The following is a 21,579-nucleotide window of genomic DNA, read 5'->3' on the forward strand; positions in this document are numbered from 1 at the left end:
GCAGAATGGCATTATTAGATGTAAAAGAGCTTTCTGTTCACTTTGGTGATGAAAAAGCACCTTTTAAAGCGGTGGATCGTATTAGCTACCAAGTTAATCAAGGCGAAGTATTAGGCATTGTTGGAGAGTCTGGCTCGGGGAAATCAGTGAGTTCCCTTGCAGTGATGGGCTTGATTGATTTTCCCGGGCGTGTTTCAGCGAAAGGCCTAGAATTTGAAGGAAAAGATCTCTTAAGCTTACCGGCAAAAGAAAAGCGGGAATTAGTTGGGGCTGATATAGCTATGATCTTCCAAGACCCAATGACAAGCTTAAATCCTGCTTATACAGTAGGTTTCCAAATTATGGAAGCCATCAAAGCGCATCAAGGCGGCAGCAAAAAAGAACGCCGTGAACGCACCTTAGAGCTATTACGCTTAGTGGGTATTCCTGATCCTGAATCGCGAATTGATGTTTATCCGCACCAGCTTTCTGGCGGGATGAGCCAACGCGTTATGATTGCTATGGCGATAGCGTGTAAACCGAGATTGCTCATTGCAGATGAACCAACCACAGCACTGGATGTGACTATTCAAGCACAAATTGTAGATTTGCTACTTGAGTTACAGCAAAAAGAATGTATGTCGTTGATTCTGATCACGCATGATCTTGCGTTAGTCGCAGAAGCGGCACATCGTATTATTGTGATGTATGCAGGACAAGTAGTGGAAGAAGGGCGGGCGGAAGATATTTTCCGTGAGCCAAAACATCCTTACACTCAAGCGTTATTGCGTTCTTTACCGGAGTTTGCAGAGGGTAAATCTCGTTTACAATCTTTACCCGGAGTGGTGCCAGGTAAATACGATCGCCCACAAGGTTGTTTGTTAAATCCACGCTGTCCGTATGCGACCGATCTTTGTCGAAGTGTTGAACCTGAATTGCGTCAAATAGGAAATCGACAAGTAAAATGTCACACCCCATTAAATGCCCAAGGAGAACCAAGCAATGTCTAATGTCGCACAAAAAAATGCACCATTGCTTAATGCTATTGGGCTGAAGAAATATTATCCTGTCAAAAAAGGGATGTTTGCTAAAACACAGCAAGTGAAAGCATTAGATGGTGTGTCTTTTTCCTTAGAACGTGGTAAAACCCTTGCGGTGGTAGGCGAGTCTGGTTGTGGTAAATCGACACTAGGCCGTCTTTTGACGATGATAGAAGAACCGACAGAAGGTGAGTTGTACTACAACGGGCAAAATTTCTTAGAGAATGATCACGAAACGAAAGCATTGCGCCGTCAGAAAATCCAAATCGTGTTTCAAAACCCTTATGCATCACTAAATCCGCGTAAGAAAATCGGCACAATTTTGGAAGAGCCTTTAGTCATCAATACTAATCTATCGGCAAAAGAACGTAAAGAAAAAGTATTGTCCATGATGGCGAAAGTGGGATTGCGTGCAGAGTTTTATGATCGCTATCCACATATGTTTTCGGGCGGACAACGTCAGCGTATCGCGATTGCTCGTGGTTTAATGCTTGATCCTGACGTGGTTGTAGCGGATGAACCTGTTTCAGCGTTAGACGTATCTGTTCGTGCGCAAGTGCTGAATTTGATGATGGATTTACAAGCTGAGCTTGGTTTATCTTATGTGTTTATTTCCCATGATCTTTCAGTGGTTGAGCATATTGCTGATGAGGTGATGGTGATGTATTTAGGCCGCTGTGTTGAAATGGGCTCAAAAGAGCAGATCTTTGCTAATCCTCAGCATCCTTATACACAAGCGTTACTTTCAGCAACACCAAGATTGTCACCTGAATTACGTCGCCAGCGGATTAAATTAACCGGAGAATTACCAAGTCCGATTAATCCGCCAAAAGGTTGTGCTTTTAATCCGCGTTGTTGGAAAGCGATCGATAAATGTCGAAATGAGCAACCGAAATTGGAAAAATATCCTGATGGTAAGCTAATCGCTTGTTTCCATCTCGATTAGAAAAGAGAAAAGAAAATGACCGCACTTATTGAGTAAGTGCGGTCATTTTTTTAGACATTTTGAGCGCGATAGCGGAAATTGAAGAAGACAAAGATGCCGAGTGCAATCATCGCTAATGCTGCACCGCTAAATCCAATATATTCAAGACCAACATGGCGAGCGATTTGGTTACCAAACAGTGCACCTGCACCAATACCTGCATTGAAAATACCGGAATAAATGGCACTTGCTACGTCCGTTGCATCAGGAGCAAGTTGTAGTACGCGCATTTGTAATGCCAGTCCGATACAAGAGATGCCAATCCCCCAAATAAAAGCAAGGGTAAACATCGTGGCGGTATAACTCGCAGAGGCAAGCATAAATGTTAAAGATATAGCCAGTAAAATCATAGCCCCACTGATAAATTGAGTTGGACCGAAACGGTATAAGCGGTTAAAGATCACACTTGCGGTAATGCCAGAAACCCCAAAAACTAACAAAATTATCGTTGCAAGATTTGGATCGAGTTCGCCGATTTGAACCATAAAGGGTTCAATGTAGGTATAAGCGGTAAAGTGTGCTGAAACAATGATTGCCGTTGTAGCATAAAGTCCAATCAGTAATGGACGTTTTGCTAAAATCGGCAGACTAGATAACGAGCCTGCATTTTTACTTGGTAGATTTGGTAATAAACGCATAATAAATACCATCACAACCAAAGCTAATACGGCAATGATTGCAAAAGTAATACGCCAGCCAACTAATTGACCGACTAAACGGCCTAATGGTAAGCCTAAAATAGTCGCAAGGGATGTACCGATAGCGAGCATACCAATTGCTTGTGTTTTCTTATTCTTCGGTGCCACACGCATCACTAATGATGCGGTAATTGCCCAGAAGAGTGAATGCGCTACCGCAATACACATACGAGCAATGAGAAGAATCCAATAATTCCACGCAATGACTGAGATAATATGGCCGATGATAAAAATAACGAAAAGTTTCAGCAATAAGCCTTTACGTTCCATATCACCTGTCGCGAGCATGGCGGGTAAAGACATAATCATAACCGTCCAAGCATAAACGGTCATCATTAAACCTACATCGGAGCTTTGCATATCAAAACTTTGTCCGATGTCAGTGAGTAACGCAACTGGCACAAATTCCGTGGTATTAAAAATAAAAGCGGCGCAAGCCATGATGACTACGCGCCAATATTGGGTTCTTTCTGCTTTCTGATAAAATGACATTATTTTAATTTCTCTTTAATTAATTCTTTCAATTGATGACGAAAGTTTTGGTCAATATTCACCTTATACTGTGGTGAGTAGCAACTATCGAAAAAGCGAATAGGCAATGCCAGCTTTTTGTATTTTTCGTTAGTGGATCTTAAGGTTAAATTGACATCACATTGTACATTATCTAAATCAATGGCTCCAGAACCATCCGCCAAAAGTGCGGTTGTTTTTAAGTTTATTTTATCGACTTTGAGTAAATGATTTTCGAATGAAAGACTTGATTCAAAACGCTCATAAGGAGTGTTCATATTTCTACTTGCGGTTAAATCGCTGTTGTAATTAATTGGTAAATACTGCGCTGCCATATCTAGTAGATTAAGTCCTAAAAGTTCACCATCACGTGCATTAAAATCAAATTTCCCTTGAGCTAATTCTGAATTTGCAAAAGCTAATTGAACATTAAAATCACTTGTGCCCGTCATGGTTTGAGGAAAATTAAGTAGCGCTAACAACTGTGTTAACGGAAAATTTTTACCAGAAAAATTGACCGCACTTTTTTGCAGATAGCTACTAAATTTGAGTACGGCAAGACAATTCGTGGTGCATGTCGGTCGAATGTAACCAATGGCAAGTTTCTGTGGTTTCGTTAAATCAGCATGAATTTCAATATAGCCTAATTTTTGCTGATTGAATTGAACGTCATCAAATTGAATAAGCGATTCACCTTCCTGGCGAAGGGCGATATTTCCTTTGTTAAAAAGAAAATCAAAGGTTGCGGTGTTGCCATAAATAGGTTTTTCAAGGTTCACCCAAATATGGTTGCTACCATTAAAAGTAAGATCTTTTGTTAAAAATTGTTTGAGTGCAAAATCTGAAAATGCCATGCGGATATTGGCTGAATTCAATGCATTTTCAGTAAAGCGGGCTTGCTGGATTTGAATTTCGTCAATCGTTGGATTCCCAAAAACGAGTGAAATAAAAGGTAATTTTCCTTCAATTTTTTGTGCAGAAATCGCGTGATATTTAACCTTTTCTAAGGAAATAACAGGCTGTGGAAAGAGGCTAATACTTACCGTTTCAAGTTGAATATCTCGTTTCGTCAGTTGTTCGGTCAAAAGACTCTTAGCTTGTTGAAGTTGAACATAAAAAAAAGCAAAGATCGCAAACAGCACGATCAACAGGCTAATTGCGATCTTTTTCATAGATTAATCCTCATTAATTCGGCTCGCTACCGCATTTTGCTGATGTTTATATTTGGCATCTTTACGGCTGGTGTACGGACGTGCAGCTGGGCCACTTAATACTTCAAAACTTAAAGCACCAATCACCATATTGGGACGTAATGCTAAAGGTAATTTGCCGGAGTTATAGAATTCCAACACAATTTTGCCTTCCCAACCTGGATCGATACGATGTGCGGTTACATGTACCATTAAACCTAAACGAGCAAGTGAAGAACGCCCATCTAGCCAACCGATAATATTGGCAGGGAGTTTCACAGACTCTAATGTAGTTGCTAATGCCAACATACCTGGATGTAAGAAGAAGGCTTCATCATCACCGATAATAATTTCGTCACTCATCACTGATTCAAGTTGAGCAGAGACTTCTTCTTTCGGGCCACTTAAATCAATATAAGGTGCGGAATGTTCACGAAATACTCGAAATGAATTGCCTAAACGCACATCAATGGTTGCCCCATTGATTTTGTCATTTTCAGGACGAGGCGTTAAAGAAATAATGCCATCATCTAGATAGCGTTCGATATCGGTATCGCAAAGACGCATGATTTTTCCTATTTTTGGTTTAATAAATGAAGAATTTGAGCTTTCAACATATTAATCGCAATACGATTTTTACCACCGCGAGGAATCACGATGTCTGCATATTGCTTTGATGGCTCAATAAATTGTAAGAACATAGGTCGAACAGTTGCACGATATTGGTCAATGACAGATTGTAATGAACGACCACGCTCTTCCATATCACGTTGTAAACGACGGATAAAACAAATATCTAATGGTGTATCCACGAACACAGAAATATCGGCTAATTGGCGAACTCGCTCATCAGTAAGCAATAAGATCCCTTCTAAAATCACAATTTTTTTCGGGGTGAAGTGCTTGGTTTCGCCTGTTCGGGTGTGATCAACATAGCTATAGACGGGAATATCAACGGCAGTTCCGTTTTTTAAATCTTTTAAGTGTTGAATGAGTAAATCTCTGTCCATTGAACTCGGGTGGTCATAGTTGGTTTTTACTCGCTCACTCATCTCTAAATGACTTTGATCTTTATAGTAGCTATCTTCAGCAATAATCCCAATTTCTTCACAACCTAAGTCGTTGCAAAGTTCTTTATGAACGGTGGAAGCAATGGAGCTTTTGCCTGAAGCGGATGCCCCCGTGATAGCGATGATAATACAAGATGAGTCTGACATAGAACGTCCTCAAAAACGGAAGGTAAAAATTACAAAGATTATAAAGAAAAATCAGTTTAAATTCATCTTTCTTTTTTATTTAAATTTTTTAAATTTGTGAAGTAGTTCACGGAATTTTTTTTCGTTTTCGCTTACGATGTGCTCGTTTTTATTATTTCATCAGTGTTATTTATGAGGAGTGTACGATGAAAATGAATAAAATTTCTCTCTCCATTTCAACCGCACTTTTAGCTGCAGGCTTCATGACATCATCAGCTGTTAATGCTCAAGGGCGTTTAGTGGTGTATTGTAGTGCGACCAATATTCTTTGTGAAACGACAACAAAAGCCTTTGGCGAAAAATATGATGTGAAAACCTCATTTATTCGCAATGGTTCAGGCAGTACGTTTGCAAAAGTTGAAGCGGAAAAAAATAACCCACAAGCAGACGTTTGGTTTGGTGGTACATTCGACCCTCAAGCTCAAGCGGCAGAGTTGGGCTTAATCGAACCTTATAAATCTAAACACATTGATGAAATTGTTGAACGTTTCCGTGATCCAGCAAAAACCAAAGGACATTATGTATCCGCTATTTACATGGGTATCTTAGGTTTTGGTGTGAATACCGAGCGTTTAGCAAAATTAGGTATTAAAGAAGTACCAAAATGCTGGAAAGATTTAACGGATCCTCGCTTAAAAGGCGAAGTGCAAATTGCTGACCCACAAAGTGCTGGTACAGCATACACTGCGTTGGCTACTTTCGTTCAACTTTGGGGCGAAGAAAAAGCCTTTGATTTCTTAAAAGCATTACATCCAAACGTATCTCAATACACCAAATCAGGTGTCACTCCGTCTCGTAATGCGGCACGTGGTGAAACTGCGGTAGGCATCGGTTTCTTACACGATTACGCACTTGAAAAACGTCAAGGTGCGCCGTTGGAATTAGTGGTGCCTTGTGAAGGTACTGGTTACGAGTTAGGTGGCGTAAGTATCTTAAAAGGTGCGCGTAACATTGATAACGCAAAATTATTCGTGGATTGGGCATTATCTAAAGAAGGTCAAGAGTTAGCGTGGAAACAAGGTGATTCTTTACAAATCTTAACCAACACCACAGCGGAACAATCGCCAACTGCGTTTGATCCAAATAAACTTAACCTGATCAATTATGACTTTGAAAAATACGGTGCAACTGAACAACGCAAAGCCTTAATTGAAAAATGGGTTCAAGACGTTAAATTAGCGAAATAATGTTTAAAGTGCGGTTGAAAAACATGAGATTTTTTGACCGCACTTTTACCATTTTAGCCCCACTAGATAGATTTTTACGTGGGTTTCTACGATGAGCGTATTAGCTCATCTTATTTTATAAACACAGGAGTGGACCAATGAAAATGTCTAACGTTGCTTTAGCACTTTCTGGTGTTGTATTTGGTGGCGTGTTGCTAAGTGCTCACGCATCTGCTGCAGAAGGTCGTTTAGTGGTTTATTGTAGTGCACAAAATACGATGTGCGAGCAAGAAACCATGGCTTTTGAGAAAAAATACGGAATCAAAACTAGTTTTATCCGTGGTGGTACAGGCACAATTTTAGCCAAAATTGATGCTGAGAAAGACAACCCTCAAGGGGATGTGTGGTATGGCGGTACGCTTGATCCGCATTCTCAAGCGGGTGAAATGGGCTTACTTGAAGCGTATAAGTCACCAAATCTTGCACAAATTCCTGAACAGTTTAGAGACCCAGCTAAAATTAAAGGCAACTATTCCTCCGCGATTTATCTCGGTGTATTAGGCTTCGGTATTAATCCAGAACGTTTGAAAAAACTCAATTTGCCGACACCAAAATGTTGGAAAGATCTAGCCGATCCTGCGTACCGTAATGAGATCCAAGCAGCTGATCCACAAAGTTCTGGAACAGGTTATACACAATTAGCCACCTATATCCAACTTTGGGGCGAGGATGAAGCATTCAAATATCTCAAAGAACTCAATAAAAACGTTTCCCAATATACCAAATCCGGTAACACAGCAACCCGTAATACGGCACGTGGTGAAACTGCAATTGGGATTGGTTTTTTACATGAATATTCTTTAGAGAAAGCCAAAGGTGCACCAGTAGAATTAGTTGTACCTTGCGAAGGTACAGGCTATGAAATTGGTGGCGTGAGCATTATTAAAGGTGCAAGAAACCTTGAAAATGCAAAATTATTTGTGGATTGGGCGTTATCAAAAGAAGCGCAAGAGCTAACCTGGAAAAAAGGAGAAGCGTATTCTATTTTAACCAATAGCACTGCTGAGCAATCGCCTTATGCGCTCGATTTTAAATCCATCAATTTAATTAATTATGATTTTGACAAATACGGCTCAAGTGATTTACGTAAACGTTTGATCACAAAATGGGTTGATGATGTTAAATTAGCAAAATAATGATGTATACATAGCGAAATAATAGCTATTATATTATTTCGCTTTTTTCTTTTATGCGAGGTTGTATGAACGCAAATAAACTTCCTATTATCCAATCCGCTAACTTTTGGATAATTCTTGCAGTGATTGCATTTCTTCTTCTGCCTTCCCACGCTTTAGATTATGGCTTGTTTGAAAGCACAAGCGATGAATACCTAGGTGCAATGGGTTGGTCTTCGTTAAATATTACGGCATTATGGTTTTTACCGGTTATTTTATACGGATTGATGCCACTTCTTAAATTACCGAAGGATACGCAAGCGAAAGCTGAGCTGTATCTTATTGCAGCAGCGACATTATTTATCTTTGTCAGTGCGACAATTTATAAAGTCAGTATGGGTTATTCTGTGATTGTATTAATCGCGAGTTTAACCGCATTGGCGACATTTTCCTTCGCGAAATTAAAAGTGATGCAAGGGGATAAATTTATTATTGCCTCTTTACTTTGCATTATCTTATTAATTTTCTTCTTCATCGTTTATCCAACATTGGCGATCTTTGTATCCATGTTTTATGACGGTGATACCTTTGCACCACAACAAGTGATGCGAATTTTGACTCAAAGCTATATTGTTCGAGTTATTAGCAACTCGTTATTCTTATCTGGCTTTGTAGGTATCGTATCAACAATTTTCGGTTTAGCTTTTGCACTTTATACCACCCGTATTGCTCGTAGAACGGCATTTATTGGTAAAATTTTCTCTATTTTACCAATCGTCACACCGCCATTCGTTGTGGGTTTAGGGGTAACATTAATGCTTGGCCGTTCTGGTTATGTGACTGAGTTCTTAGCTTCAACATTTGGATTTGAGAACCATAACTGGTTATACGGCTTTAACGGGATTGCCATTGCACAGATTCTTGCTTTTGCGCCGATTTCATTCATGATTTTAGATGGGGCATTAAAATCGGTTCACCCATCAATTGAAGAAGCGTCTTACACCTTACGTGCAAATCGTTACCAAACATTCTTCAATATCATTTTCCCATTATTGCGTCCGGCATTGGCAAACTCATTTTTAATCGTGTTTATCCAATCCTTAGCGGACTTTAGTAACCCGTTAGTATTGGGCGGTAGCTTTGACGTAATTGCAACGCAAATCTACTTCTATATTGCTGGTTCACAATTGGATTATGCGTCAGCAAGTACGTTAGGTTCGATGCTTTTAATCTTCTCATTAGCCGTATTTATCATCCAATATATTTGGATTGGTAACCGCTCTTATGTGACTGTTTCAGGCAAATCCTATCGTGGTGATGTACAAGATTTACCAACCGGCTTGAAATATACCATTATTGGTATGCTTGGTTTCTGGGTACTCTTTAACTTAGCGTTATACGGCAGTATTTTCTACGGTAGTTTCACCGTAAACTGGGGGGTGGATTACACCTTAACCTTGAAAAACTATGCGATGTTATTCGGACAAGGCTTAAGCGATGGGGCATGGCCATCATTGATTAATACCTTAATTTACGCAGGAATTGCCGCACCATTGACCGCACTTTTCGGTTTATTAATTGCGTATATTGTGGTGCGTAAAGATTTCCAAGGTAAAAAATCTCTTGAATTCTTAACCATGCTTTGCTTCGCGGTACCAGGAACCGTTGCAGGGGTATCTTATATTTTAGCCTTTAACAATGCGCCACTTTATATTACGGGTACCAGCATTATCGTGATCATCTCAATGGTCATGCGTGATTTACCAATCGGTATGCGTGCAGCGATTGCAGGTCTTGGTCAATTAGATAAATCACTCGATGAAGCGTCTCTTTCTTTAAAAGGTAGCTCATGGAAAACCTTGTGGTTTATCGTTTTACCATTATTAAAACCAGCGTTACTTTCTGCATTGGTCACCAGCTTCGTTCGTGCGATGACTACCGTGAGTGCGATCATCTTCTTAGTCACCGCTGATACACGTGTGGCAACAGCTTATATTTTAAACCGTGTAGAAGATGGTGAATATGGTGTTGCTATCGCATACGGTTCGATTTTAATCATCGTGATGATGGCCATTATTTTATTCTTTGACTGGATTGTGGGTGATACCCGAATTTCCCGTTCTAAAGCGAAAAAAATGAATTAACTCGTTAAGTTGTAGGTAAATATTATGAGTAATAATGATTTCTTAGTATTAAAAAATATCACTAAATCTTTTGGTAAATCCACAGTCATTGATAATTTAGATTTAACCATTAAACGTGGCACTATGGTGACCTTATTAGGGCCATCTGGTTGTGGTAAAACCACGGTGTTACGTTTAGTGGCAGGCTTAGAAAACCCAACTTCAGGTCAAATTTTTATTGATGGTGAAGATGTAACCAAATCATCCATTCAAAATCGTGATATTTGTATCGTATTCCAGTCTTACGCATTGTTCCCACATATGAGTATCGGTGATAACGTGGGTTATGGTTTACGTATGCAAGGCGTGGGTAAAGAAGAACGCGCTAAACGTGTAAAAGAAGCGTTAGAGTTGGTTGACTTAGCAGGGTTTGAAGATCGTTTCGTGGATCAAATTTCAGGTGGTCAACAACAACGTGTCGCTTTAGCGCGTGCGTTAGTGTTAAAACCAAAAGTATTACTTTTTGATGAACCATTAAGTAACTTGGATGCAAACTTACGTCGTTCTATGCGTGAAAAAATCCGTGAACTACAACAAAGTTTAGGCATTACCTCACTTTATGTGACTCACGACCAAACCGAAGCATTTGCGGTATCTGATGAAGTTATCGTCATGAATAAAGGTAAAATCATGCAAAAAGCGCCAGCAAAAGAGCTTTATTTGCGTCCAAATTCTTTATTCCTTGCAAACTTCATGGGCGAATCAAGCATCTTTGAAGGTAAATTAGAAAATAACACCATTGACGTGAATGGCTACAAATTGCCATTAAGCAATGCGGCGCAATTCAATTTACCGGATGGCGAGTGCTTAGTGGGCGTTCGTCCTGAAGCGATTTACTTAAAAGCAGAAGGTGAGGCAGCACAACAGTGTGAAATCAAGAGTGCAGTCTATATGGGTAACCACTGGGAAGTGGTGGCAATTTGGGCTGGCAAAGAATTACTCATTAACACCAAACCAGAAGACTTCAATGCCGAGCTTAAACAAGCTTATGTGAATTTCTCTGAACAAGGTATTTTCTTGCTGAAGAAAGAGAAATAATATCAATTTAAGGGCGTATGGAAGCATACGCCTTTTCTTTTAAAATCCTTTCAAAATTGACCGCACTTTTCCGCTCATTTTACTTTATCTAACAGAGCTGTATAATGTCTCGCTTTTGAATATAAACGATAGAAGGGGGAAAGCTCATGATTAAAACCGATACCTTACCGCAATTTTTGCGTAACAAAGTGGCGGAAAACGATGCCTTTGGTCTCGTAGAGGGCTTGTGCCAATTATTACGTAGCAGCCCCACAGAAAAAATTTCTCCGACCTTGCATTTATTTAAGTTTATCTTAAAGAACGATAAAGAATTAGGTTATTCTGTTTCGAAATTATTATGTGATTGGTTATGTGGTTTACGCCTTTATCCGTTGTTTATTAGTAGTGGCATTCTTACGCGTGGCGGTTTTGGGCAAGAAATGAAAACGCGTATTTATGAGCGTTTTAACCCCTCTTTTAAAGATATTAATGATTTACGTGATATTTTTTATTTATTGTTTAGCGATAAAAATGATGCACGCTGGATTGATGCCGTTCCTTTAAAAACGTGGCGAGGCGTATTTGGCGTTTTAACCCGTTATACAGAACAAAAAGATCGGGAACGTTTAAAAAATCATATTGAAAGTGAAGGGTTATTTGCCATTGAGATGCTTTCAATTTGGATTGCAGCTGAAGATATGGATCCTGAGTTGATGCGAATGGAGCCCTCTCTGTTGAATGCTGATTCCCCTTTTGTCGCATTGCACCATGAAGTGGTGAATTGGTTACAGGCGCGCCGCCAATCAACCGTTTTTGATGATAGTCATTTGCAGGTAATGTTTAGCCAATGTAAAAATTTGGTTGAGCGTTTGCAAAAACGTGGAGCAGTGGTGGGCTCTTCTTTAAATACGGCTTATTTATTGGAGCGTCTTTCTCAGACCTTGGAACGATTAGAAACCTTGATGGCGATTTTTGTTTCAAATCGCTATTTACCACGCCGAATATTGTTATTAACCGGCTGTTTTGCCCGCGCAGCAGCAGAAAAACATAGCATCACCCGATTATGGAAACAAAGCTCAAGATTAATTTCACGTAGCATTACCCAAAATGCGGGTGATCATGGCGAGCACTACATTACGCGAGATAAAAAAGAGTTCTGGGCAATGTTTTATTCTGCGGCAGGTGGTGGTGTATTAATTGCACTGATGGCGCTATTTAAAATCTATCTAGGTAGCATTATTGATGACAAAGTCTGGAAAGGGGTTGCCGAAGGCTTAAATTACGGCTTAGGTTTTATGGTGATCTTTATGTTGCATTTTACGGTAGCGACGAAACAGCCCGCCATGACTGCAGCCCGTTTTGCTGAGGCTGTTGAGAAAACGCCTCAAGGTAAAAGCGTCAATATGAAATTAGCCCAATTATTAGTGGATGTATTTCGCTCTCAAAGTATTGCGGTGCTAGGCAATGTACTTATTGCGATGGGATTGGCTGCATTGATTGCGTTTGGTTACCAATATAAAACAGGTGAACCATTGATGAATGCTGATCAAATCGCGTATCAATTACATAGTATTGATCCTTTTGCGGGAACCTTATGGTTTGCCGCCATTGCGGGGGTATGGTTATTCTGTTCAGGGATTATTTCGGGCTATTTTGATAACCGTAGCAATTATTTGAATATGCGTATGCGTTTAACTCAGCATCCGTTATTGAAAAAACTAATGTCTGAGAAGACTCGCGTTAAATTTGCTAATTATATGCATGAGAATTATGGCTCGCTAATTGGTAACCTTTGCTTTGGTATGCTGCTTGGGATTACCGGTGTGGTGGGGTACTTAACGCATCTTCCGTTAGATATTCGTCATGTGGCATTTTCATCTGCAAATGTGGGCTATATTGCCGTGAGCGGACATTTTACCTATTCATTGCTTTTACAATGCATTGCTTTTGTATTGTTGATTGGTTTAGTGAATTTAATTGTCAGTTTTTCATTAACGCTTTGGGTTGCATTGCGTTCTTTGAATGCGGAAATTGATAGCTGGTGGCCAATTTGGCATGAAGTTTGCCAAATTGTGAAAAAACGACCATTGAGCTTATTTCTTCCTGTTCAATTAGATAAATAATCGACTTAAGTGCGGTCAAAAATATCAACGTTTTTGACCGCACTTTCTTTTCGCACAATTTAATTTGCGTTATCATGTTGCTCATCTAATGCGATAACTTTATGAATTATTCTAATGAAACCAACATTTCTTGAACTTCGTCACCTAAGAACCTTGCTTGCTTTGAAGGAAACAGGCAGCGTTTCGATGGCGGCAAAACGTGTTTATTTAACACAATCGGCACTTTCTCATCAAATTAAGTTAATGGAAGAGCAATTCGGCTTACCTTTGTTTGAGCGTAAAAGTAATCCATTGCGTTTTACCGCAGCTGGCGATCGTTTGATTCGTCTTGCCAATGAAATTCTTCCGAAAGTGGTAGATGCAGAACGTGAACTTGCACGTGTAAAACACGGTGATGCAGGGCAGTTGCGAATTGCAGTGGAGTGTCATACCTGTTTCGACTGGTTAATGCCTGCGATGGATGAATTTCGTCAGCATTGGAGCTTGGTAGAATTGGATATTGTGTCTGGTTTCCACACTGATCCGGTTGGATTGTTATTATCTCATCGTGCAGATTGGGCTATCGTGTCTGAAGTTGAACAAAATGATGATGTTTTATTTAAGCCGTTATTTTCTTATGAAATGGTGGGAATCTGTTCTAAAGATCATCCATTAGCCAATAAAGAGGTTTGGCAGGCGGAAGATTTCGCTGAAGAAACTTGGGTAACCTATCCTGTTCCTGATGATATGTTAGATTTATATCGTCAAGTGTTGAAACCAAAAGGTATTAATCCGCCACGTCGTACAACGGAGCTAACGATCGCCTTGATCCAATTAGTAGCGAGTCGTCGAGGCATTGCTACCGTACCTTATTGGGCGGCATTACCTTATTTAGAAAAAGGGTATGTGGTGGCGCGTAAAATTACAGAAGAAGGGTTGTACAGTAATCTCTATGCCGCGATTCGTAAAGAAGATGCTAATTTAGCTTATATCGAAGATTTCCATCAAACAGTAAAAGCACAAAGTTTTTCGACCTTACCTGGTTTGTCTGTTTTAGAGTTGTAGTAGGTCAATATGTCAGAAGTAGTGACAGAAAATCCCATCAAAGCCGCAGCAAAAGCGGCATTTCCTTACAGCATGCCAATGCTTGCCGGCTTTTTATTTTTAGGCATAGCATACGGCATTTACATGAAAGCACTTGGATTCGGTGTTTGGTTCCCTGTGGCAATGGCAGCACTCATTTATGCGGGCTCCGTGGAATTTATTGCCGCTGCCGCCTTAGTTATGCCTTTTTCGCCTTTAAGTGTTGCGTTGGTTACGCTGATGGTAAGTGGTCGCCAAATTTTTTATGGTATTTCTATGTTAGAAAAATATGGTGCTCAACTCGGGAAAAAACGTTGGTATTTAATTAGTACCCTAGTCGATGAAAGTTTTTCCCTGAACTATATGGCGAAGATTCCCGATCATTTAGATAAAGGCTGGTATATGTTCTTTGTCAGTTTTTATCTCCATCTTTATTGGGTTGTAGGAGCCGGATTAGGTAATCTATTTGGTTCAATCATTCCTTTTGATTTAAAAGGGGTAGAGTTTGGTATGACTGCACTTTTCCTGGTGATTTTTGCTGAAAACTGGCTCAAAGAGAAATCTCATGAAAGCTCATTATTAGGTTTAGGTGTGGCTTTTGCATCGCTATTAATTGTTGGGAAAGAACACTTTTTAGTGCCAACTCTAATCAGTATCTGGATTCTATTAACGGTACGACGTCCTAAACTTTCATCTAAATTAGAGGCACTAAAATGACATTGATGGAACAAATTATCACCATTGTGATTTGTATTCTGTGCGTGCAATTTACTCGATTATTGCCATTCTGGATCTTTCCCGCCAATCGCCCGATTCCAGACTATATTCGTTACCTTGGCAAAGTATTGCCTGCGGCGATGTTTGGGATGTTAGTGGTGTATTGCTATAAAAATGTGGATGTATTGAGTGGTTATCACGGCTTACCCGATTTCATTGCGGGGGCTTTGGTATTGGTGTTACATTTCTGGAAAAAGAACATGTTTCTTTCTATCTCGGCAGGCACAATTTTTTATATGTTTTTAGTGCAAAAAGTCTTTATCTAAACGAATGTTGAGCGAAATAAAAATTTCTTGATATTGCAATCGGTTGCCTTTATTTCGCCTCTTTTCCTCAATTCCAAAATCTTTTATGATGCCGCCTAAATCATTGTTGACGGAGAGATTTATGGAATTTAATTTCATCGAATTATTAGGTTATTTGGCAACATTCTTTGTGGCTGCGTCTTTTTTATTTAAATCGATTGTTCACTTGAGAGTTGTTAATGCAATTGGAGCGGTACTTTTTGTCGTTTACAGTTTGATCATCAAATCTTATCCAGTTGCGCTTCTAAACGCATTCTTAGTTTTCGTTAACTTATATCAACTTTATCGTTTGAAAAAAGAGCAGCCGGCATCAAAAGTACTAAAATAATTGACCGCACTTTTCCACGATTTACCCCCATATTTGATATAAGGCAATCACTAGTGGCATAGTAAACATACAAAGTAGCGTCGTTACACCATAAATGGCGCTGGCTTTCTGTGGATTGTTGTTATAAATCACTGCCATTTGTGTCACTGTCGAAGCTGAAGGGCTAGTGGTAGCCAAAAAGCTAATCAACACAATAATTTCCCCTTTTTCAGCCCAATGCACAAACCCAATCAGTTTTATTAATACCAATAATGCAATCGGAATAAGTAACAAGCGCAAGAGTGTGACTAAATAAATGCGTTTGGATGCTACGATGCTTCGTAAAGGAATTGCCGCAATCAGCATACCCGCAACAAGCATGGCATTCGGACCAATAAATAAGCCAATCGAAGAGAGTGTACCATTGATAATACTTGGTAATTTTATTTGAAAAGCAAATAAAAATGCTCCGACGAGAATTGACCAAATATTGATGTTTTTGGCAATCATCTTCAAGGATAAATTTCCTTTTCCTACAATAATCAAACGGCAATGCGTCCAAAATAGAAAGGTTTGAACCACAATAAAACAGCTGGCGTAAATGACCCATTCTTTGCCAAATAACGACATCACAATCGGAATAATTAAGTTACCAGAATTGGAATAAATGGAAGTGGCATGTTCAATAGGATCAAGGTTTAATAGGCGCTTTAACAGACTGCCAATAATAATCAGAATAACCTGAAGAAACACCGCCATAAGCAGTGAAAGTTGTAAACCTTGTAGAATTTCAGGTGTGTAATCAATTTGAAAGGCTTCAATCATCACAGCTGGACTGATGACATAAAGCCCAATAACGGAAAGCGTCTTGCTATCTTCAGATTTTAATAATTTTGATTTAACCAACCCATAACCAATAAGCACAATAAGTGTCAGTTCAATAATTTTAGTGCCGAGTAAAAATGCAATGTCCATAGTGAATATTGATGAGAGAAATTAGTGCTATGAAAGAAGAAAAGGGCAAATAATTTGCCCTTTAAATTGATTTAGGTTACTCCCACTCGATAGTTGCTGGAGGTTTTCCGCTGATGTCATATACTACGCGAGAAATGCCATTCACTTCGTTGATGATGCGGTTAGACACTTTGCCTAATAAATCATAAGGCAAATGTGCCCAATGTGCGGTCATAAAGTCGATGGTTTCTACTGCACGTAGCGAGATTACCCAGTCATATTTACGGCCATCACCCATTACGCCTACAGATTTCACAGGTAAGAACACGCTGAAGGCTTGACTGGTTTTTTCATACCAACCGCTGTTGCGTAATTCTTCGATAAAGATTGCATCCGCACGGCGTAGTAAATCGCAGTATTCTTTTTTCACTTCACCCAATACACGCACACCTAAACCCGGACCAGGGAATGGGTGACGGTTGATCATTTCAGCTGGTAAGCCTAATGCTAAACCGATTTTACGTACCTCGTCTTTGAATAATTCACGTAAAGGTTCAACTAAGCCAAGTTTCATATAGTCAGGTAAGCCACCTACGTTGTGGTGTGATTTAATCACATGCGCTTTACCAGTTTTGCTTGCTGCGGATTCGATGACATCAGGGTAGATCGTACCTTGTGCTAACCATTTTACATTAGTAAGTTTTTTCGATTCATCATCGAACACATCGACAAACACTTTACCGATAATTTTACGTTTTGCTTCAGGATCCGATACGCCTGCAAGTTCGCCTAAGAAACGGCTTTCAGCATCAACACGGGTAATATTTAAGCCGAATTTATCACCGAACATTTCCATGACTTGATCGCCTTCGTGTAAGCGGAGTAAGCCGTTATCTACGAATACGCAGTGTAAGTTTTTGCCGATAGCACGATGTAAAAGTAATGCAACCACAGAAGAGTCCACACCACCAGATAAACCTAAAATCACTTCATCATCGCCCACTTGCTCTTTAATGCGAGCAACGGCATCTTCGATAATGTTTTCTGCTGTCCATTTTGTTTCGCAACCACAAATATTCACCACGAAATTCATTAATAATTCCAACCCTTTTGTAGTATGGGTCACTTCTGGGTGGAATTGTACGCCGTAGAAACGACGGCTTTCATCAGACATCGCGGCAATTGGGCAGGTTGGAGTCGTACCAGTAACTTGGAAGTTTTCAGGTAAGCGAGTTACTTTATCACCATGGCTCATCCATACATCTAATTTGCTGTCACCATCATTTAAATGAGCGAAAAGTGCGGTTGGATTATCCATTAAAACAGAGGCATAGCCGAATTCACGATGATCAGAGGTTTCAGTTAAACCGCCAAGTTGCATCGCCATGGTTTGCATACCGTAACAAATACCCAATACAGGCACGCCGGCATTAAATACATATTCAGGTGCACGCGGGCTGTTTGCTTCAGTCGTACTTTCTGGACCACCAGAAAGAATGATACCGTCTGGATTAAATTCACGGATTTGTTCTTCAGTTACATCCCACGCCCAAAGTTCGCAGTACACGCCAATTTCACGCACACGACGTGCAATCAGCTGAGTATATTGTGAACCGAAGTCGAGGATCAGAATTTTATGGTTGTGGATATTTGTCATGATTATCTCTATTTATACGTCCCATATTTTTTTAAATATACTGTACAATAAGCTTCGTCTACTTGAGATGCTATATCCTCTTTTTTATAACGTTCATAGCTATCTTTTTGAAATTCTGCGATGCTTACATTATCAATTAATCCCACTACAGTAACGTCATCAGATTTATTGACTGAAATAAGACTATTTATATCGACAGGGTCATTTGCAATAATGGCCATAGCTTTATTATTATCAATTTTTATAAATTTAGAGTTACTATAAGTGCTACCTATCTTAGCAACTTTAGCAGGAATAGCTACAGGTTTGTCTTTCCAAACCGTTTCTGCTCTTAGTTGATTCTTTTCAACATCATAACATAGTGCCGGAAGTGAAATTTTTTGGATTTCTACTTTAGGTTGTTCCTGTGGTACCTGTTGGACTGTAGAAGTTGAACAAGATATTAATAAAAAAGAAATAGGTATTAAAAGTTTTTTCATTTTGATTCCTAACTATAAGTATTTCAAATAACCTTTTTGTTGAGAACTCTAATTTATAGAATATCTTATAAATTAGAGTTACTATTCATTATTAGCCCATACGATAGTTTGGTGCTTCTTTAGTAATAGTTACATCGTGAACGTGGCTTTCTTTAATACCTGCACCACTAATGCGAACGAATTCTGCTTTCGTGCGTAATTCTTCGATGGTTGCGCAGCCAGTTAAGCCCATGCAAGAGCGTAAGCCACCCATTTGTTGGTGGATGATTTCTTTTAAGTAACCTTTGTATGGAATACGGCCTTCAATACCTTCTGGTACGAGTTTGTCTGCAGCGTTATCAGATTGGAAGTAACGGTCAGATGAGCCTTTCGCCATCGCACCTAATGAACCCATACCTCGGTAAGATTTAAATGCACGACCTTGATAAAGTTCGATTTCACCTGGTGCTTCTTCAGTACCGGCAAACATCGAGCCAACCATTACAGAGCTTGCGCCTGCAGCGATAGCTTTTGCAATATCACCAGAGAAACGGATACCACCGTCAGCTATAACTGGAATGCCACGATCTTTTAATGCCGCCGCTGCATCTGCGATAGCGGTGATTTGTGGAACACCTACACCGGTTACGATACGAGTAGTACAAATTGAACCTGGTCCGATACCTACTTTCACTGCGCTTGCACCCGCATCAGCTAATGCGATAGCACCTTCAGCCGTTGCTACGTTACCCGCAACGATAGGTAAGTTTGGATATTTTGCACGAGTTTCACGAACGCGTTGTAATACGCCTTCTGAGTGACCATGAGAAGAGTCGATTAACAACACATCAACACCGGCTTTCACTAATGCATCAATACGTTCTTCATTACCTGGACCCGCGCCTACAGCTGCACCTACGCGTAAACGACCAAATTCATCTTTGCATGCGTTCGGTTTTTGTTCCGCTTTTTGGAAGTCTTTAACGGTGATCATACCTTTTAATTTGAAAGCATCATCTACAACAAGCACTTTCTCTACGCGGTTTTTGTGCATTAATTCTAAAATCGTTTCACGACTTGCACCTTCTTTTACGGTGACCAAGTCTTCTTTTTTCGTCATTAATTGTGAAACGGTTTTACTTAAATCTTTTACGAAACGCGTGTCGCGGCCAGTGATGATACCAATCAAGTTATTTTCAGCATCGACAACAGGGTAGCCTGCGAAGCCGTTTTTCTTCACCATTTCAGCAAGTGCTGCAAGGGTTAAATCTGGTGAAACAGTCACCGGTTCAGAAACAATACCACTTTCGAATTTTTTCACTTTACGAACACGATCCGCTTGGCGTTCGATCGTCATATTTTTGTGAATAAAGCCGATGCCACCTTCTTGTGCTAAAGAGATCGCTAATTTGGTTTCTGTGACAGTATCCATCGCAGCAGAAAGCATAGGAATATTTAAGCGAATTTCTTTGGTGAGTTGAGTTGAGAGGTTAGCTGTGTTCGGAAGAACAGTTGAATGAGCTGGGACGAGTAGAACGTCGTCAAAAGTAAGCGCTTCTTGTTTGATTCTAAGCATGGCAATATCTCGCTGTTAAAAGTGTGTCAAAAAATATTGCGCCGGGATTATACAGATTTTTCATGTGGTTGAAAATGAAATTTTTCTCTTTTATGGTAAGATTTGCCAAGGTTTTTATAAGAAGGAATGAATATGCCATCGTTATTGGAGTGTTTATCGGATTGCCAACCTAAAGTGCGGTCAGATTTGATGTCGTTTTTAAATATTACGTCAAGTGAATTGGCGCAAGAAATGGCATTATTGCGAGAAGCAGGATTGAATATTCGAGAAGAAAGTGAGGTTTATCTGTTTGTGCCAGAAATGCCCTTGTTAAATCCGCAAGCAATTTCGACCGCACTTTTCCCTTATTCCGTGCATTATCATCGAACTATTTCTTCAACAAATGAATTTATAACGAATCAAATTAATCAATTAAAAAAAGGTGATTTGTGCTTGGCAGAATATCAAACGGCAGGACGGGGACGTCGTGGTCGCCAATGGCTTTCACCGTTTGCAGGGCAGTTAATTTTCAGTTTTTATTGGACGATAGATCCTAAAAAAGCATTGGATGGATTAAGTTTAGTGATTGGTTTGGCTATTGCAGAAGCGTTAAATGTGAAAGTGAAATGGCCAAATGATATTTTGCTTTCAGGGCGAAAACTAGGTGGCATATTAGTAGAAATTATTAATAATAAGAATGGTTTATTAAACTTAGTGATTGGTATTGGAATTAATGTGAAGTTACCCCAATCAACCGAAATTAGTCAGCCGTATGCGCAGCTAACCGAACAGGATCCAAATATAGATCGTGAGACGATCCTTATTAAAGTAATTCAGCGCATTTATTCTCGATTAGCTAAATTTGAAGAAAAGGGCATTGATGAGGAATTCATGCAACAATGGATAAACTATAATGAATTTTTTGGTGATGAAGTGAATGTCTTTACTGAACAAGGTGCGATTTCAGGTATAGAGCAGGGAATTGATAAACTAGGTTACTTAAAAGTCATAACAGATGAAGGCGAGCGGTATTTTAATGCCGGAGAAGTTTCTTTAAGAAGGAAGTAAACAAAAAGTGCGGTCAAAAATTAACCGCACTTTTTATATGTATGTTAAACCACTTTCTGAATAAGTGCTGAAATGTCATCTGCAAATTTTTCATCTCTTGCCATTTTCTCAATT

Annotated in this window: 21 protein-coding genes (1 of these 21 only partly in view); 12 read left to right on the plus strand and 9 right to left on the minus strand. The window is 39.6% G+C overall.

Going from position 1 to position 21,579, the window contains the following annotated elements; translation table 11 throughout:
• The first annotated feature begins 5 nt into the window (after window positions 1-5).
• Together dppD and INP95_RS06285 are read left to right on the plus strand one after the other, a co-directional pair.
• The gene (gene dppD / locus INP95_RS06280) at window positions 6-989 is read left to right on the plus strand and encodes a dipeptide ABC transporter ATP-binding protein (RefSeq protein ID WP_005699545.1); all 984 of its coding nucleotides are present in this window, start codon (window positions 6-8) and stop codon (window positions 987-989) included.
• On the plus strand, window positions 982-1,965 hold the full coding sequence (locus tag INP95_RS06285; RefSeq protein WP_049374404.1) for a peptide ABC transporter ATP-binding protein: 984 nt from the start codon (window positions 982-984) through the stop codon (window positions 1,963-1,965). Before dppD ends, INP95_RS06285 begins: the two co-directional genes overlap by 8 nt.
• Before the next feature lie 50 nt (window positions 1,966-2,015).
• Here INP95_RS06285 and INP95_RS06290 read toward each other — a convergent pair whose 3' ends face one another.
• The 4 genes from INP95_RS06290 to udk are packed head-to-tail and all read right to left on the minus strand — an operon-like array spanning window position 2,016 to window position 5,619.
• Entirely contained in the window at window positions 2,016-3,194 is a 1,179-nt protein-coding gene (locus tag INP95_RS06290) for a sugar transporter (RefSeq protein WP_049374405.1), read from the minus strand.
• On the minus strand, window positions 3,194-4,384 hold the full coding sequence (locus tag INP95_RS06295) for an AsmA-like C-terminal region-containing protein (RefSeq protein ID WP_049374406.1): 1,191 nt from the start codon (window positions 4,382-4,384) through the stop codon (window positions 3,194-3,196). The genes INP95_RS06290 and INP95_RS06295 overlap by 1 nt, the downstream gene beginning before the upstream one ends.
• 3 nt (window positions 4,385-4,387) lie before the next feature.
• Window positions 4,388-4,969 (minus strand): dCTP deaminase, encoded by a 582-nt coding sequence (gene dcd, locus INP95_RS06300; protein WP_005696382.1) that lies wholly within the window; start codon window positions 4,967-4,969, stop codon window positions 4,388-4,390.
• Window positions 4,970-4,977: 8 nt separating this feature from the next.
• Window positions 4,978-5,619, minus strand: a complete 642-nt coding sequence (udk, locus tag INP95_RS06305; protein WP_049372428.1) for a uridine kinase — start codon at window positions 5,617-5,619, stop codon at window positions 4,978-4,980.
• A 185-nt stretch (window positions 5,620-5,804) separates the two neighbouring features.
• Between udk and INP95_RS06310 the strand changes: the two genes are divergently transcribed.
• The 9 genes from INP95_RS06310 to INP95_RS06350 all read left to right on the plus strand — a co-directional run bounded on the left by INP95_RS06310 (window position 5,805) and on the right by INP95_RS06350 (window position 15,794).
• On the plus strand, window positions 5,805-6,845 hold the full coding sequence (locus INP95_RS06310; RefSeq protein WP_005697792.1) for an ABC transporter substrate-binding protein: 1,041 nt from the start codon (window positions 5,805-5,807) through the stop codon (window positions 6,843-6,845).
• Between the two features lie 137 nt (window positions 6,846-6,982).
• Entirely contained in the window at window positions 6,983-8,020 is a 1,038-nt protein-coding gene (locus INP95_RS06315) for an ABC transporter substrate-binding protein (RefSeq protein ID WP_178165308.1), read from the plus strand.
• Window positions 8,021-8,085: 65 nt separating this feature from the next.
• A complete protein-coding gene (locus INP95_RS06320) occupies window positions 8,086-10,143 on the plus strand; it encodes an ABC transporter permease (protein WP_049370560.1) in 2,058 nt (685 codons plus the stop codon).
• A 24-nt stretch (window positions 10,144-10,167) separates the two neighbouring features.
• Window positions 10,168-11,220, plus strand: a complete 1,053-nt coding sequence (gene fbpC / locus INP95_RS06325; protein ID WP_197560352.1) for a ferric ABC transporter ATP-binding protein — start codon at window positions 10,168-10,170, stop codon at window positions 11,218-11,220.
• A gap of 146 nt (window positions 11,221-11,366) precedes the next feature.
• Window positions 11,367-13,322, plus strand: coding sequence for a site-specific recombinase (locus INP95_RS06330; RefSeq protein WP_197560353.1), 1,956 nt, complete (start codon window positions 11,367-11,369; stop codon window positions 13,320-13,322).
• Between the two features lie 114 nt (window positions 13,323-13,436).
• Complete coding sequence (locus INP95_RS06335; protein ID WP_005697769.1) at window positions 13,437-14,366, plus strand: LysR family transcriptional regulator; 930 nt, start codon at window positions 13,437-13,439, stop codon at window positions 14,364-14,366.
• A 9-nt stretch (window positions 14,367-14,375) separates the two neighbouring features.
• Complete coding sequence (gene azlC, locus INP95_RS06340) at window positions 14,376-15,101, plus strand: azaleucine resistance protein AzlC (protein ID WP_049362213.1); 726 nt, start codon at window positions 14,376-14,378, stop codon at window positions 15,099-15,101.
• The gene (locus tag INP95_RS06345; RefSeq protein ID WP_197560354.1) at window positions 15,098-15,427 is read left to right on the plus strand and encodes a branched-chain amino acid transport AzlD family protein; all 330 of its coding nucleotides are present in this window, start codon (window positions 15,098-15,100) and stop codon (window positions 15,425-15,427) included. Before azlC ends, INP95_RS06345 begins: the two co-directional genes overlap by 4 nt.
• A 121-nt stretch (window positions 15,428-15,548) precedes the next feature.
• Window positions 15,549-15,794 carry a YgjV family protein gene (locus INP95_RS06350; protein ID WP_014065152.1) on the plus strand — a complete coding sequence of 82 codons (246 nt, stop codon included), beginning with the start codon at window positions 15,549-15,551 and terminating at the stop codon, window positions 15,792-15,794.
• A 21-nt stretch (window positions 15,795-15,815) separates the two neighbouring features.
• Here INP95_RS06350 and INP95_RS06355 read toward each other — a convergent pair whose 3' ends face one another.
• The 4 genes from INP95_RS06355 to guaB all read right to left on the minus strand — a co-directional run bounded on the left by INP95_RS06355 (window position 15,816) and on the right by guaB (window position 20,418).
• The gene (locus INP95_RS06355) at window positions 15,816-16,748 is read right to left on the minus strand and encodes an AEC family transporter (RefSeq protein ID WP_197560355.1); all 933 of its coding nucleotides are present in this window, start codon (window positions 16,746-16,748) and stop codon (window positions 15,816-15,818) included.
• Window positions 16,749-16,824: 76 nt separating this feature from the next.
• Entirely contained in the window at window positions 16,825-18,384 is a 1,560-nt protein-coding gene (gene guaA / locus INP95_RS06360; RefSeq protein WP_232088509.1) for a glutamine-hydrolyzing GMP synthase, read from the minus strand.
• Window positions 18,385-18,392: 8 nt separating this feature from the next.
• Window positions 18,393-18,863, minus strand: a complete 471-nt coding sequence (locus INP95_RS06365) for a hypothetical protein (protein ID WP_197560356.1) — start codon at window positions 18,861-18,863, stop codon at window positions 18,393-18,395.
• Between the two features lie 91 nt (window positions 18,864-18,954).
• Window positions 18,955-20,418 carry an IMP dehydrogenase gene (guaB, locus tag INP95_RS06370; protein WP_197560357.1) on the minus strand — a complete coding sequence of 488 codons (1,464 nt, stop codon included), beginning with the start codon at window positions 20,416-20,418 and terminating at the stop codon, window positions 18,955-18,957.
• A gap of 132 nt (window positions 20,419-20,550) precedes the next feature.
• Here guaB and birA point away from each other — a divergent pair, with 132 nt between their 5' ends.
• Window positions 20,551-21,465, plus strand: coding sequence for a bifunctional biotin--[acetyl-CoA-carboxylase] ligase/biotin operon repressor BirA (gene birA, locus INP95_RS06375; RefSeq protein WP_420026386.1), 915 nt, complete (start codon window positions 20,551-20,553; stop codon window positions 21,463-21,465).
• A gap of 44 nt (window positions 21,466-21,509) precedes the next feature.
• Here birA and INP95_RS06380 read toward each other — a convergent pair whose 3' ends face one another.
• Window positions 21,510-21,579, minus strand: the final stretch of a protein-coding gene (locus INP95_RS06380) for a DUF5718 family protein (protein WP_197560359.1). Its footprint extends 752 nt past the window's final position; 70 of the gene's 822 nt are visible here — the last part of the coding sequence; its start codon lies off the right edge, out of view — the gene reads right to left on this strand; its stop codon occupies window positions 21,510-21,512.

Origin of the sequence: Haemophilus parainfluenzae (assembly GCF_014931375.1) — a bacterium.
Classification (GTDB): domain Bacteria; phylum Pseudomonadota; class Gammaproteobacteria; order Enterobacterales; family Pasteurellaceae; genus Haemophilus_D.